The following is a 14,712-nucleotide window of genomic DNA, read 5'->3' on the forward strand; positions in this document are numbered from 1 at the left end:
ATAAAATAATTAATGAAGATATTAAAGATTTCTTTTTATTTGACGCTGAAAAAATAGACACAATAGCAAAAGCAGATTCTAACGTGAGAAAAGAAGTTAGAAGTGCAATATTTAGTTTACTACAATTAGATAAAATTGAAACAGCTAAAACATTTGTGAAGGATATTAGCAAAGTTGTTCGTCATCGCTTATCTGAAAGTATGAAAGATGGTAATGCAAACCAAATATCAAAAAAAATGAGTGATATCGATTTAGAGTCAGAAGAAATCAAAGGTTTGTTAGTTAAACTAGATGAAGATAAACAAGTGATGGATGAAATGATCGCAAAGCATTCATTAACATTAGAAAAAAATAAGCATATTGTTGAAATTAAAGATAGAATCAAAGAAAAAGAAGAGCAAATTGAAATATTACAAACTCAATTAGAAAATAATAAGGCACAACTAAGTCGTAGTTTATTTGAGTCAGGACCGTCTTTATTAGTAGAAGGTTTTCTAGATGAAAATAAAAATTATTTTGATAATTTTCTAGGCGATAATAAAGTAAGTATACCTAAAGAAATATTAAATTTATCATTGCTAAATGATAAATGTATCGTGTGTGACAACGATTTAAAAGAACATGAACAAAATAAGAAATACATAGAGTCTTTACTAGAAACATATAAACACTCTGAGTCTTATGAACTAGCTAGAAATTTATTGAAAGAAGCTCAAGATTGTCTAGATGATCATAAAAAAAGTGAACAAGATTTTAATAACAATTTAAAGAGTTATAAAAACTTGAGTAACCAAATTTCAAAAGAAGTAGATGTTATTAGGGATTTAAAAGATGATATTGCTAACTCAGCGAAAAATTCTGTGGATTTAGCAGATATTCAAAGCATGATAGAACAAGAGGAAACAAAAAAAGAAAACATCATTAGAGAAATTGCGCTTAAAGAAAATAAACTTGAAGAATTAGATGTAGAACAAGAAAAACTTGAAAAACAATATCAAGAACTTATGAAAAAGAAAAGTAGAAATGTATTTGATCAATCACAATTACAAATATTGGTAACTCTGGAACATGAATTAAAAGATATTTCAAAAACATTTAGTGAGGATGTAAGAATCTTACTAGGTAGGTATACTTCTGAAATTTTCAAAAAATTAATTGATAAAAAAGATATCGATGTTATTAGTAACGTTGAAATAGATGCAAATTTTCAAATTGTTGCTCTTAATAATAATGGATATAAAATTACTCAAGATATTTCACAAGGACAGAGACAGATACTTTCTCTTTCTTTTATAACTGCATTAGCTAAATTAGCAGTTAGAGAGGGTTCTGTTGATAAAATTGACTACCCGCTGTTTATGGACTCTCCTTTTAACCGCTTGAGCGGAATGAACAGAGATAATTTAATTGAAAAAATACCGAACCTAACGGCACAGTGGATACTACTTGTTACTGATACTGAATTAACTCCAAGTGAAGAAAAAGTATTTAAATCCACAAATCGCTTAGGCAGATGGTATAGAATAAACCAAGTAGACGTACACCATTCTGAAATTGAATCTGTAGATTTAAACGAGACAATGTCTACTAGAGGAGGATTATAAATGGGTATATTAAAAGATAATCAAATGATATTTTTTACTGACAGTAAGTATAATGATGTTTTTGATACTTTTAACAAAAAAGAAGCCAAAAATAAAATAGAAATTAAACACTTATATATACTGGCTGCAACATTAGGATTTAAAAATTCAAAACGTGTTCAAGTTTCAAGTAAAGGTAAAGAAACAAGAACTAGTTACTTATCATATAAAGAAGAAGCATTATTACTTAATATGGTCTTTACTGATAGTGAAATAAATTATAATATTGATAAAATTGTAAATTTAAATAATAAAATGAAAGTCAAAAACATAATAGATGAATACGCAAATGGAGGATTAGAACTAATAGTTGAGAGAGGACTACCTCATAGATGGAATGGCGAGTTTCTTGACAATGAAGATGGAAATTTAACATTTGATTTATCAAAATATATACTTTCTGAAATTCAAAATATCCCATTTTAATAATTTTTATTTGAAAATTTTGTATTTAACTTAAAGTATTTTCGAAAATAGTTCTAAATGATTACTGGTTAACTGTAAGGCAATGTTATAATAATATATAAAGAGTAAGTCCTATAAATTTCAATAGAAAAAATTAACTATACTATCAGTATATTAAAGAATATAAAAATGAGCGATATATTACACTAGTTATCTGAAAAGAAATAAAGATAGAAAAAGTTCACTAAAAAGCATAAAACTGTTAGAAGGACAACAATCACAGTATTCGAATTGAATAGGATTGTTGTCCTTATTGAATTTGTTGTTTTTACTATTAAAATCTTTTAACATTTCGTACCATGTTTCTTCAAAATTTTGTTTAACCTAGAGAGGATGTTACGTCCTAATATATTTATATTATGAAGGATATTTTTATATAAATATCTAAATTATAAGAAATATTGACAAAATAATATTGTATTGAAAAACTCATTATCGTCCGACACGCAGAAGCGTATCATAAGTGATGCGGTTTTATATATAATTTTAATGTAAAATAATAGATAGACAATAAATTAATACACATTTAGGAGATAAAAAAATGAACCAAATTGACCAATGGAAACATAAATTTAACGCATTACCACGTTTACCTAGATCACAATCTAAATTTGGGTATGTAGATACAATAAAGACTATTTTTCATAAAATAATTACTAACACAGAACTAGAAACTGTTGTAAAAATTGAAGGTAGTGAAACAGAACATACACTAAAACATTACATAGAAATACTATTAAGATATCAATTTATAAAAAAAGATAATGAAAATAAGTATTACCTCACTGAGAGTTTAATAAATTTTGAAGAAGAAAGTTTTAGAGAAAATTTAGCTGAATTTTTGCAATTACATGTGAAATATATATCTGAGTTATTGTTTTTTATAAAAGAACCTAAAACTACAAAAGAAGTCTTAAACTATGCAAATGAAAATTATAATATGTCTTGGAAACAAAACGGACAGATTCATGAGCGACTAGCGTGGTTAAATGATTTAGGCTTAATTAATTCAATGAGTTATAAAAAGTTATATGTTATTAACCAAGAGGGAAGAAATTTTATAGAAAAATATCCACCTTTGAAATCTTTTAATATATCTGAATATATTCAAGATATAACTGCAAATGAAAAATTAATTAAATTACCAGAATGGATTGAGGAGTTAGGTTGGAACGTCAACAACATTGATAGAAAAGATGGATTAGGTTATATTCCAGGAGGTAGAGCAAAAGCAACTGAACTGATATTAAACATAATAGAATTTACTTTAAATGCTAAAGATACAGAGTCATTAAGTAATTATATTAATGATAAGTTCAAGTGCAAGGAATCATCTGTGAATAGTTTTTTAACATTTCTAACTAATTTAAAAATTATAGATAGAATTGGAGAAAAAGTTTACGAAACTTCAGAATATGGTATTAAACTTTTAAATTCTGACCGTCCAGATTTATATCTATTATTTTTTATAAACAAAGAATATAAGTATATTTTTGAAATACTTTTCGTGTTAGAAGAGTCTCCTCAAGAGCCTAAAGAATTAATTGCTAGAGGTGTAACTGAGTTTAATATGAATTCTGAAAGACTTGATAGAATTAGAGAAAGACTAGCCCATTTAAAAAATGCTAAATTGATTTTGAATGATAAAGGTAAAAAGTTAAAATTATCAAATCGTGGGCAGTTATTATTATCAGTATTAAAAGGTAAAATGAGTATTAATAACTCTTCAACTAAAGAAATTGGGTTATTAAAAAATAATGAAGAGAGTTATCAAAATTTATTAAAAGAAGTTCGCTTAGCTTCAACTAATTCTTCTAGTCCACACGATTTCGAAAAATTATTAGAAAAAACATTTATTGAACTAGGTTTTAAAACTAAATTGTTAGCGCAATCAGGCACTACAGATATTTTATTAACTGCTAGAACAGTTCCAGATTATACGTATAAGGTAGCTATCGAGGCAAAGACAAATAAGGAAGGTAAAATTACTGAAAACTTAGTGAATTTTGATGCGCTTAAAGAACATAAAAAGAAGCATGATGCAGATTTTATAGTAATAGTTGGCAAAAAATTTAATGGAAGATTAAAAAGATTTGCTGAAAACAATCAAGTTTTATTATTGGATATAGATAATCTTGAATTATTAGTGAAAAGGCATCAAGTATACCCTTTACAAGCAATTGAATATAAAAAATTATTTAATCAAGTAGGAGAAGTAGATATAAGCGTTTTGGATAGTACATATAATAGAATGCGTAGATATAATGTACTATTTAAATCGATTATACAAACTTTAATAGAAAATAGTGATGACGAATTTACAAAGGGTATATTAACTATACGTGAAATTTATATGCTTATAAAAAGCATAGATGAGTTTAATGATGAAGATTTAACTAAAGAAGAAGTAGATAATATGTTAAATTTACTTTCAAATCCATTAATTGGGTGTGTAGGAAAGGAAAAAAATGGTTATTATGCGAAAGGATCTTTAGTTGACGCTCAATTAAAATTTGGGTTTTACTATTCTGCATCAATAAAATAAGACACTATTTATGATTTTATGCTTTTTAATCATTGGATACCTTATTTAATTTGAGATGTTTTTGTATAATTTTATCTAGATGTTGCTATTCTATCTGTAATGTTTCTGTATTTTCTTTTTACTTTACAGTGTCGAAAGTTTCTATAGATCCGCAAAAATTAAACCAAGATTTATTTCACTCGTAAGTGTTAATGTAAATCTTGGTTTTTTGATTATAATTCGATTTTAGTTTCATAGTCTATAGCTGTTTTAGGGCCATTCCAAATTTGAACCGTTCCATCATCTTTAACTACGATAGTATTAGCTCCTGCACCGGGTTTATTATTAGCGTTAATTGTCCATTCTGAACCATTGTATTCAGGTTCTTGAAATTTTAATAAATCTGCATTCCCCACTTTATTTATAGCTGCAATAGCATAATCAAAAACGTTATCTCTAGTTACCTTTTGTTGATTCTTTGCAGTTTCGTGGGTTGTAGTTTGCGTTTTTTCTTGACTATTACTTGGACTTTCATTTGATTGATTCTCATTATTAGAGGTTTCACTAATACTTCGAGAGTTACTTCCAATATTTTCTTTTTGCTTAGCCTGTAATTTATTTTTTTCAAATTCTACTTCTTGATATTTGTTGTAACAAAAAACAACAGGTGCTAATATGCCAAAAATTATAATTATCGCAATTGTAGCTAGTGCTTTTTATTTTATTGTTTCTCCAGGTTCAGGAACTTCGCCACGAGCAGCTTTTTTGTACATTTCTTGTTGTTTTTTATATGATTCATCATAGTCATATGTATTATCTACATTATTTTTATTCTTAGTCCACTCTTCAACCATTCTATCTGAAGATGGCTGTAGTTTACCTTCATCAACTAATTTTTGAGCTTCTGGTGTTACTTCACTAGTTGAGATAAATCCATCTCCGTTTGTATCAAATCTAAGCACACCATTAGGATCATTTTTATCCGTACTTTTTTCTTGAACTCCTAGGTTATTGCCATATTGTGCTTTTTCATTTGTTGCTGTAATTGTTTGATTATTAATCTGGTTTTGATTTTCATTTTCTGTAGTTTTGTTTTTATCAATTTTCTTATTCTTCTCATCCTCTAACTTAGCTTCTTCTTTTTTAAGTTCTAAATCTTTGTAACTCCCATATGCAAATACAACAACAACGCCCAATATTACAACTAATAAAATAACCCCTAAACTCGCGAAAACTTTCTTCACATAATCATCCCCATTCAATAATTAGTTTAAATTTAATTAATATATTTTTTCTACGCTTTTCTATATAAATTTTAAAAATCAATATAGAAAAGATGTATTTATAAAAACAATGGTTTTGCTAGATAAATTTAGATTAATTTAATTTTTCAGATTGAAAAGTATGTTTAAATATATAGAATTAGTTTTGATATGACTATTCTGATGAAAACTCAAATCTTTATTAACTTGCGTGAAATACTTAGACATCAATAGAAACACTTGATAATTCGTATAAAGATGATTATGAAGAAGGTAGTTTTATTAAAAAAATAGGTGATATGTATAAACGTATAATTGTTGTGTATAAATAATATAAAACAATCCCCTGTTAACCATATGATTAACAGGGGATTAGTATATGATCTAATTAAGATTCTGAACGTTGTGCTCTTTGTGCTTCGAATTCATCTAATAACTCACGTGCTTCAGCGATGGATTGTGTATTCATTAATTGATGTCGTAGTTGACTCGCACCTTTAATGCCACGCACATAAATTTTAAAGAATCTGCGTAAACTTTTGAATTGTCGGTCTTCATCTTTGTCATATTTTTGGAATAATGATAGATGTAATCGTAATAGACCTAATAGTTCTTCGCTTGAATGTTCGCGTGGTTCTTTTTCAAAGGCAAATGGATTGTGGAATATGCCTCTTCCAATCATCACACCATCAATGCCATATTTTTCGGCAAGTTCAAGTCCAGTTTGTCTATCTGGAATATCGCCATTAATTGTTAATAAAGTATTTGGTGCTACCTCATCACGTAGTTGTTTAATCGCTTCTATTAATTCCCAATGCGCATCAACTTTACTCATTTCTTTACGTGTACGTAGATGGATCGATAAGTTCGCGATGTCTTGTTCGAAGACATGTTTTAACCAATCACGCCATTCATCTATTTCATAGAAACCAAGACGTGTTTTAACACTTACCGGTAGACCTCCCGCTTTCGTTGCTTGAATAATTTCAGCGGCCACTTCAGGTCTAAGAATAAGGCCAGATCCTTTACCTTTTTGAGCAACATTTGCAACAGGACAGCCCATATTTAAATCAATACCTTTAAATCCCATCTCCGCTAAACCAATACTCATTTCACGGAACTGTTCAGGTTGATCGCCCCAAATATGCGCTACCATAGGTTGTTCATCTTCACTAAACGTTAGGCGACCACGCACACTGTGAATACCTTCAGGGTGACAAAAGCTTGCAGTATTCGTAAATTCAGTGAAAAACACATCAGGTCTCGCAGCTTCACTTACCACATGACGAAAGACAATATCCGTCACGTCCTCCATAGGTGCCAAAATAAAAAATGGACGTGGCAATTCACTCCAAAAATTTTCCTTCATAATATATTTAAACCTTCTTCTTTATTAGTATCTCGCATTTTTACGCATAATGATATTACCATAAAGGGGGGAGATATACAAAGTGAAGTTGACTATTCATAGTTTATAAAAATGAGATGAAAAGGAAACAGATTGATTATTTTTCAGGAGTAATATTAAATTTATTTTTGATTATTACTGTAATCATATAGTAATATATTTTATATATAAATTATATAATTTGACGCTCGCTATATTGTTATATCTACAAATTGGATATAAATACATTCAAATAAGCAAAAAGAGACGTGCGATATACATTGTAAATTACAATTAAACTATAGGTTAGAAATTTATAAATAATATAAAATAGGGGTGTTAATATGGCGGAATTTATCGCAGCAATAATAGGTGGTATTTTATCTTTAATCGGTACTTTTTCAGCAATTTTTCTTCAATTTAAAAATCAAAAGAAAGAAAAGGATGAAGAATATCATAATGATTTAGTCAGTATGATAGACATCATTACATATAAAGCTGCTAAAGTAAGAAATAATGAGTTGAACTTTAAAAATGCAAATTATAGTAAAGAAAATACAATTGAAATTTACACGGATATTGAACAAGATTATAAGTCATTAGATTATCAGATACAGGATTTGATTACTATGATGAGTCATCATATAGATCGTTCAAATACTGCTATTCAAGAATTACTTAGTTATTACGAACCTTTTGAGCGTCAGTTTAACAAATTTAAAGTTGCATATAAGATATATAATCAAAGATACGAAGATGAAGCATTTGATAAAAATGCGATTGCATTTTCAAAAATAAAATTAGATCAAAGTATTGAAAAATTTGTAAATAATATGAAAAAGTTTGCTAAAGAGAACTATAATCATGAGATTTATGAGCCAAATTTAAATAAAATTATAGATAAAAACGAAGCTATTAATGTTCAAAAATATAAGAAGTCATGATTAATTGAGAGAGCATTAAAAGTAGAATATTCGTATCATAAGTTGAAAAGAAATTTAAATGCTATATAATAAATCGGGTTGGTATTTCAACCCGATTTTGTGTTGAATAGGAAAATTAACATTGAATACTAAAAAAGCTCATTAAGGAGAAAAAATGAATAGATTTACGCCTGAAAAGTTAAGTGAACAGTTTTCTAAATTGTTGTTATTAGCGGTTAATATTTGCATTGGTTTCATTGCGATAACACTTGTTATATTTTTATTTACCGAGTGTTTTGGTTTCTTTCAAAACTTATTTTTACAAGATAAAGACTTGAAATATAGCCAAGTTATTGAAGATTTATTGGTATCGTTCATGTATATTGAGTTTATTCTACTCATTATTCAATATTTCAAACACAATTATCATTTTTCGTTACAGTACTTTATTTATATCGGTATTACAGCGATTGTCAGAATTATTATAGTAGAACATAGCGATGCTACTGAGACAATCTTGTTAGTCGCTAGTATATTTATACTAACGATTTCACTATACTGTTTACGAAAATTTACGATTGATTAAAATCAAATACTAAACTTTAAGAGGGAAGCATGTGTGAACGCACTGTTCCCTTTTTTTATTTATAAAAGGGAATGGAATAATTATGACTTATTCTTTGGAGTGTTTTTCGTACATGGAATTGAATTATGCAATATCGTTTCAGTAATATCGTAAATATGTAGTAATTAAATATATAATTATTTGTATAAAATGGATGAGTTATCCCTTTGATATAGTTATTTTCTATACTGAATTATTAGAAGGTATAAAAAATTATGTAAATTGTGCGTCGGTTATTTTTCGATAAAACTAATTGTATCCTAACTTCTTATGAAAATAGTATTTAAAACAACTAAATAAAGTATGGTATTGCAACATTAATGCATGTAAAATGTATATTAAATGCATGTTATTTAAAAATATAGGGGTGTACTATGAGATGTATGATTATGAGTTAAAAGAAGAGAGTACAATAAGTCATCAATCTATCGATAAAACATGGATTGAATTTTATAATGAGTTTGCTATGAAGTTATTAAAGTTTCGTGAGCATCGAGAACAATTAATTCAAAATGTAAAAAAGGCATATCAGATTGCTGATATTAAATTGCCTACTTTAGAAAAGGATAATCAATTAATAGATATTGATCCTTTTACTGTACTTGCATTATTTAATAAAAGTTCTTTAAAAACATCAAATAAGATAAAAATTGCAGAAGCATTTTCAAAGATTTTAGAAATTGAAGCCAAGGTTCCTAAAGATTTTGAAGGGATACCAACGGTCAATAATATGAATGCTACTTTTTATGATTTTATAGGTCTACGTAAAGATAACGATATTGATGAGTTATGGTCATTATTTGAAATTGCAATAAAATATTCAATTGAAAAAAGTGAATATAATAAAGATCAATTTATACGTTATTTTGATTTCATTATAGATAAGAGAGGAATAGGAAATAGTAAATTAACAAACGCTTTATTTTGGATTTCACCTGAAGATTATTTAAACCTTGATAAACGAACGGTTTGGTATATTTACCAATCAGGAAAAGTCCCTGAAATGATTATTAATCAGTTACCTAATGTTTCAACTTATCTGAGTGGAAAAGATTATTTAAAAGTTATCGATGTTATAAAGGAATATTTATCTAGTTCTAAAACCGTATTGAATCAGATAGTTGATTTAAGCTTTGAAGTTTGGAGATATTCCAAAGAAATAAATGAACTTAAGAATAAAACATCTAAAGTAGTGGCAGGGTCAACTGATACAGATCAAGATATTCCATCTAAAAATCATTGGATGTTATGTTTAGATTCAAAAGAAAGAACTTGGGATTGGTTCTATGATAATGGATGTATTTCTATAGGATATAATGAACTTAATGATTTATCCAAATATTTCAAAAAAGAAGAAATAGAAAAGAAACTTCAAAATACTTATGGTGATGAACTCAATTATACTAACGTTACTAATACCATTTATCAGTTTATTAATGAAATGGCTATAGGTGACATAATATATGTAAAAAATGAGCAAGATATGATACTTGGTTGGGGAATTGTTTCTTCAGATACTAAATACGTGCTTGATAAAGAATTTTCTAATATACGTTATATTGATTGGAGAAACAAAGGTGAATGGAAAAGCGATCTTGAAACTACAGATAAAGTATTAGATGATATTACCCCATATAATGAACTTATTAAAAAATTAAACATGTTATTCAATCAAGATAGTATGAATGAAATTAATTCTGTAAAGGAAAATTATCCTGTTTATGAAGTTACAGATTTCTTAAATGAAGTGTATATGAATGAAGATGAGTATTATAGATTAATTCAGTTATTGGAAATGAAGAAAAATGTTATATTGCAAGGCCCTCCTGGTGTGGGGAAAACCTATACTGCAAAGCGTTTAGCGTACTCTATGATGGGAGTGAAAGATAAAAGCCGTGTTAAAATGGTTCAATTTCATCAAAGCTACTCATACGAAGATTTTATTATGGGGTTCAGACCGTCTAAGAATGGATTTGAATTAAGAAATGGAATCTTTTATAATTTTTGCAAACAAGCTGAGGAAGATAGCGAGAATAGTTACTTCTTTATCATTGATGAAATCAATCGTGGGAATTTGAGTAAAATATTTGGTGAGCTATTTATGTTAATTGAAAATGATAAACGAGGTGCTGAGCTCGAATTATTATATGCAGATGAGAATTTTTCTGTTCCACCAAATATTTATATCATTGGTATGATGAATACTGCTGATCGCAGTTTAGCAATATTAGATTATGCGCTTCGCAGACGTTTTGCTTTCTTTGATATGACTGTATCGTTTGATAATGTTGGATTTAAATTGTATCAAGATAGTTTATCGAGTGAAAAATTTGATGCTCTTATTCAATGTGTTCAAAATTTAAATCTTGATATTGTAAACGATGATTCACTTGGAGAAGGATTTACAATTGGGCATAGCTATTTTAGTAATTTAAGTTATGTTACTGATCTTATACTATCTAATATTGTAGAATTTGAGATCATACCTCTAATTAAAGAATATTGGTTTGATGAACCGTCTCAAGTAGATTTATGGACTGATAAATTAAGGACCTCGATAAAATGATAGAAATAAGAAACATTTATTATATGTTGACTTATGCTTTTTCTGTTTTGAAAGAAAATACTTATGTAAATGTCATCGCAGAAGATTTTGATAATGCTAATGAGTTATATACAGCTATTTTAATAAAAGGTGTTTCAAATCAAATTAAGCGTGGTTTACACTATGAATATATTGAAAAACAAGAAGCATTAACAATGGTTCGAGGAAAAATTGATATTTCAGAGTCTATTAGTAATTTGGATATATTAAATAAAAAACTTAGTTGTGTATATGATGAATATTCAATAAATAATTATTTAAATCAAATTATTAAATCAACAATGTTACTTCTGATTAATGAAGATATCTCAAAGGAAAGAAAAAAGAAATTGAAAAATCTATTGATTCATTTCAGTTCTGTTAATCAAATAGATTTAAGCAGTATTAATTGGAATATGCGTTTTACACGAAATAACAAGACATACAAAATGTTAATTGCCATATGTAATTTAATTGTCGAAGGTCTTTTACAATCAAATAACGAAGGAAATAGACAAGTACTGGACTTTAAAGATGAACAACGTATGTCACACTTATATGAAAAGTTTTTATTTGAATATTTTAAGAAAACTTTTCCACAATTGAGTGTAACTGCAGCACACATACCATGGAAATTAGATGATGATGAATCCTCAATGTTACCAACTATGAAAAGTGATATTATGATTTCTAATAAAAAGGATTACTTAATCATAGATGCTAAGTTTTATAAAAAGTCCTTGCAAAACTATTATGATACTTATAAAATACATTCTGCAAATCTTTATCAGATATTTACTTATGTAAAAAATCATGCTTTTTATATAAGGGAGAAAGAAATAAATACAAATGTATCTGGCATGCTCTTATATGCTAAAACAGATGAGGAAAAGACACCTGAAAATAAGTTTCAAATGAGTGGCAACCTTATTAGTGTTAAATCATTAGACTTGAACTGTGAATTCTCACAGATTAAAAAACAATTAAATCAAATTATTATGGAACATTTTGAAATATAAATGTTTGATACAGTTCTATTGTTTACGAAAATTTACGATTGATTAAAATCAAATACTAAACTTTAAGAGGGAAGCATGTGTGAACGCACTGTTCCCTTTTTTAGTTTAAGGAATTGATACGCTTAAGATAAAAGATATGTGTGTGTCACTTACAGTCTATGTAATAGTTGATTATGACGGGGCTTTTTAACAACTCACATTATATAGCTCAAACAATCATATCAAATAACTGTTGCTATTCTAAAAAATCATGGTATTATAATCATAACTTCAAACACTTTCGTATAAATTCATACGTTTATGTATGAGTTCGGCGAGAGTGTTTTTTTATTAATAAGGTTTGTTATCACGTGCTTTAAAATCAAGAAAGAAACTATGAGGTATTTGAATTATGGGCGAAAAACAATGGATTACACCCAGATCATTTTTATTTAATATATTAAATGGATTAGCGATAGCAATCGTTGTAGGTATGCTTCCTAACGCGATTTTAGGAGATTTGAGTAAATACTTAAGTCAGTATAATGAGATATTTTCAAAAATAGCAGTTGTAGTACAAGGCATTCAATATACGATTCCCATATTAACGGGTGTCTTAATTGCGATACAGTTTAATTTAACACAATTACAAACAGCTGTGGTTGGTGCAGCAACATTTGTCGGTTCTGGCGCAACGACAATTACAAATCACCAATGGGTCATTACAGGCATCGGAGATTTAATTAATACCATGATTACCGGAGCGATTGCAGTAGGTATTATTTTAATTATCGGAGATCGTGTAGGCAGTTTAAATATGATTATCTTACCCATCGTTGCCAGTGGTATTCCTGGTCTCTTAGGATTATTATTACTGCCTTATACCAAATTGATAACAGTGGGGATAGGTAATGTTGTTAATAGCTTAACAAATACACAACCTATCATTATGACAATTCTAATAGCAGTGATATTCTCTATTCTTATTGTGTCACCGATATCTGCGATTGGAATTGGTATTGCCATTGGTATTTCAGGGCTCGCAGCAGGTTCAGCCGCTGTAGGTGTCTCTGCCAGTGCTATTATGCTAGCGCTAGGGGCATGGCGTGTTAACAAAGTAGGTGTTCCGATTTCAGTGTTACTCGGTGCCGTTAAATTAATGATGCCTAATACCATTCGACATCCTATTATATTTTTACCAATTACTTGTACCGCTGCAGTATCAGGACTCGTAGGCGGGTTACTTAATATTAAAGGTACACCTGATTCGGCTGGATTTGGTTTAATCGGATTAGTAGGTCCGATTAAATCATTAAACTTACTAGGTACTAGTATGGGCAGTGGTTTGCTATTGGTTGCGATAACTTATGTCATCGTACCAATCGTATCAGCGCTCTTTTTCAATTATCTGTTTGTGAAAATATTGAAACTCTATAAACCAGATGTATTTATTTTTAAATAACTTTATTTAGTCAAAGGCAATTTCTATGAATGAGATAGAAGTTGCCTTTTTTCTATATAAAATGACTATTTCAAATATATTTTAGGGTATAGTTTTATTAAGAAATAAATAATCATAAAAATGAATTCATAAATAATTTAAAAGTTCAGTCTGATTAGAACATTATTAATCGTAGATACTAAATTAATGAGAGGAGAAATATGATGGAAATTAATTTAGAACACCCAGTATATAAAGTTCAAGTTTCTATGAAATTACTTACATCTCAAGGCGTGCCCGGGACACTATATTTACTAAAAGACATGATTTATTTTGAAGCAGATGGATTACTGAAGGGTTCAGAGATTAAAAACGAATTTCACTTTAATGAAAATTGGATATTTGATTACGTGTCACGTAAAGAAGGTAAAAAATTTGTAGAATTATATGAGGCTATCCAAGAAAGTAACGCATAGATAACGTGCAATAGTAAAAATGCCAATTCACCTTTAATGATAGGTGGATTGGCATTTGTTTTATATTATGACTTTCTACAACTCACACTACTAATCAGTCACTTTTTCGTTTCTTATAGCATCGTTTTTCCAACATACATATCAATATATGACCATTTTTTATTTATAAATGAAAACATTTTAAGTTATAAGAAATATTTATACATAACTTTAAAAAATATATAGTAAGTTGTTACAAAATAAGATAATATAAATTTAATAGACTTAAATTTATAAAAAGGAGTACAACCAAATGGTTTGTTGTCAGGTTCCAATGAAGTAGGTCAGAATGATAAATTTTGTCAACATTACGGTACCGATTTAACGGTGATAGAGACTATTATG

The 14,712-nt window shown here is 28.3% G+C and carries 12 protein-coding genes; 9 read left to right on the forward strand and 3 right to left on the reverse strand.

Annotated features, from left to right (window positions below; genetic code table 11):
* Positions 1–83: 83 nt before the first annotated feature.
* The 3 genes from ssp1_RS00165 to ssp1_RS00175 all read left to right on the forward strand — a co-directional run bounded on the left by ssp1_RS00165 (position 84) and on the right by ssp1_RS00175 (position 4,653).
* Positions 84–1,604, forward strand: coding sequence for a hypothetical protein (locus ssp1_RS00165; protein ID WP_118828052.1), 1,521 nt, complete (start codon positions 84–86; stop codon positions 1,602–1,604).
* Positions 1,605–2,069 carry a hypothetical protein gene (locus tag ssp1_RS00170; protein ID WP_107546872.1) on the forward strand — a complete coding sequence of 155 codons (465 nt, stop codon included), beginning with the start codon at positions 1,605–1,607 and terminating at the stop codon, positions 2,067–2,069.
* A gap of 580 nt (positions 2,070–2,649) precedes the next feature.
* Positions 2,650–4,653: a restriction endonuclease gene (locus tag ssp1_RS00175; protein ID WP_075777714.1), complete on the forward strand. Its 2,004-nt coding sequence runs from the start codon at positions 2,650–2,652 to the stop codon at positions 4,651–4,653.
* 212 nt (positions 4,654–4,865) lie between these two features.
* Here the strand turns inward: ssp1_RS00175 and ssp1_RS11945 are convergent, their stop codons facing one another.
* The 3 genes from ssp1_RS11945 to ssp1_RS00190 all read right to left on the reverse strand — a co-directional run bounded on the left by ssp1_RS11945 (position 4,866) and on the right by ssp1_RS00190 (position 7,263).
* A complete protein-coding gene (locus ssp1_RS11945; protein WP_228077271.1) occupies positions 4,866–5,048 on the reverse strand; it encodes a hypothetical protein in 183 nt (60 codons plus the stop codon).
* Between the two features lie 300 nt (positions 5,049–5,348).
* Positions 5,349–5,876, reverse strand: coding sequence for a hypothetical protein (locus tag ssp1_RS00185; protein WP_075777713.1), 528 nt, complete (start codon positions 5,874–5,876; stop codon positions 5,349–5,351).
* Between the two features lie 406 nt (positions 5,877–6,282).
* The gene (locus ssp1_RS00190; RefSeq protein ID WP_075777712.1) at positions 6,283–7,263 is read right to left on the reverse strand and encodes a tRNA dihydrouridine synthase; all 981 of its coding nucleotides are present in this window, start codon (positions 7,261–7,263) and stop codon (positions 6,283–6,285) included.
* A 362-nt stretch (positions 7,264–7,625) separates the two neighbouring features.
* Between ssp1_RS00190 and ssp1_RS00195 the strand changes: the two genes are divergently transcribed.
* From ssp1_RS00195 to ssp1_RS00220, 6 genes are all read left to right on the forward strand, one after another.
* The gene (locus ssp1_RS00195) at positions 7,626–8,225 is read left to right on the forward strand and encodes a type I secretion system protein (protein WP_075777711.1); all 600 of its coding nucleotides are present in this window, start codon (positions 7,626–7,628) and stop codon (positions 8,223–8,225) included.
* 154 nt (positions 8,226–8,379) lie between these two features.
* Positions 8,380–8,790, forward strand: a complete 411-nt coding sequence (locus ssp1_RS00200; protein WP_075777710.1) for a phosphate-starvation-inducible protein PsiE — start codon at positions 8,380–8,382, stop codon at positions 8,788–8,790.
* A 418-nt stretch (positions 8,791–9,208) separates the two neighbouring features.
* Entirely contained in the window at positions 9,209–11,395 is a 2,187-nt protein-coding gene (locus ssp1_RS00205) for an AAA family ATPase (RefSeq protein WP_075777709.1), read from the forward strand.
* On the forward strand, positions 11,392–12,432 hold the full coding sequence (gene mcrC, locus ssp1_RS00210; protein ID WP_075777708.1) for a 5-methylcytosine-specific restriction endonuclease system specificity protein McrC: 1,041 nt from the start codon (positions 11,392–11,394) through the stop codon (positions 12,430–12,432). Before ssp1_RS00205 ends, mcrC begins: the two co-directional genes overlap by 4 nt.
* Before the next feature lie 391 nt (positions 12,433–12,823).
* On the forward strand, positions 12,824–13,873 hold the full coding sequence (locus tag ssp1_RS00215) for a PTS sugar transporter subunit IIC (protein ID WP_075777707.1): 1,050 nt from the start codon (positions 12,824–12,826) through the stop codon (positions 13,871–13,873).
* A 203-nt stretch (positions 13,874–14,076) separates the two neighbouring features.
* On the forward strand, positions 14,077–14,328 hold the full coding sequence (locus ssp1_RS00220; protein ID WP_075777706.1) for a hypothetical protein: 252 nt from the start codon (positions 14,077–14,079) through the stop codon (positions 14,326–14,328).
* The last annotated feature ends 384 nt before the right edge of the window (positions 14,329–14,712 follow it).

It is taken from the genome of Staphylococcus sp. M0911, from assembly GCF_003491325.1.
In the GTDB taxonomy this organism is placed as follows: domain Bacteria; phylum Bacillota; class Bacilli; order Staphylococcales; family Staphylococcaceae; genus Staphylococcus; species Staphylococcus warneri_A.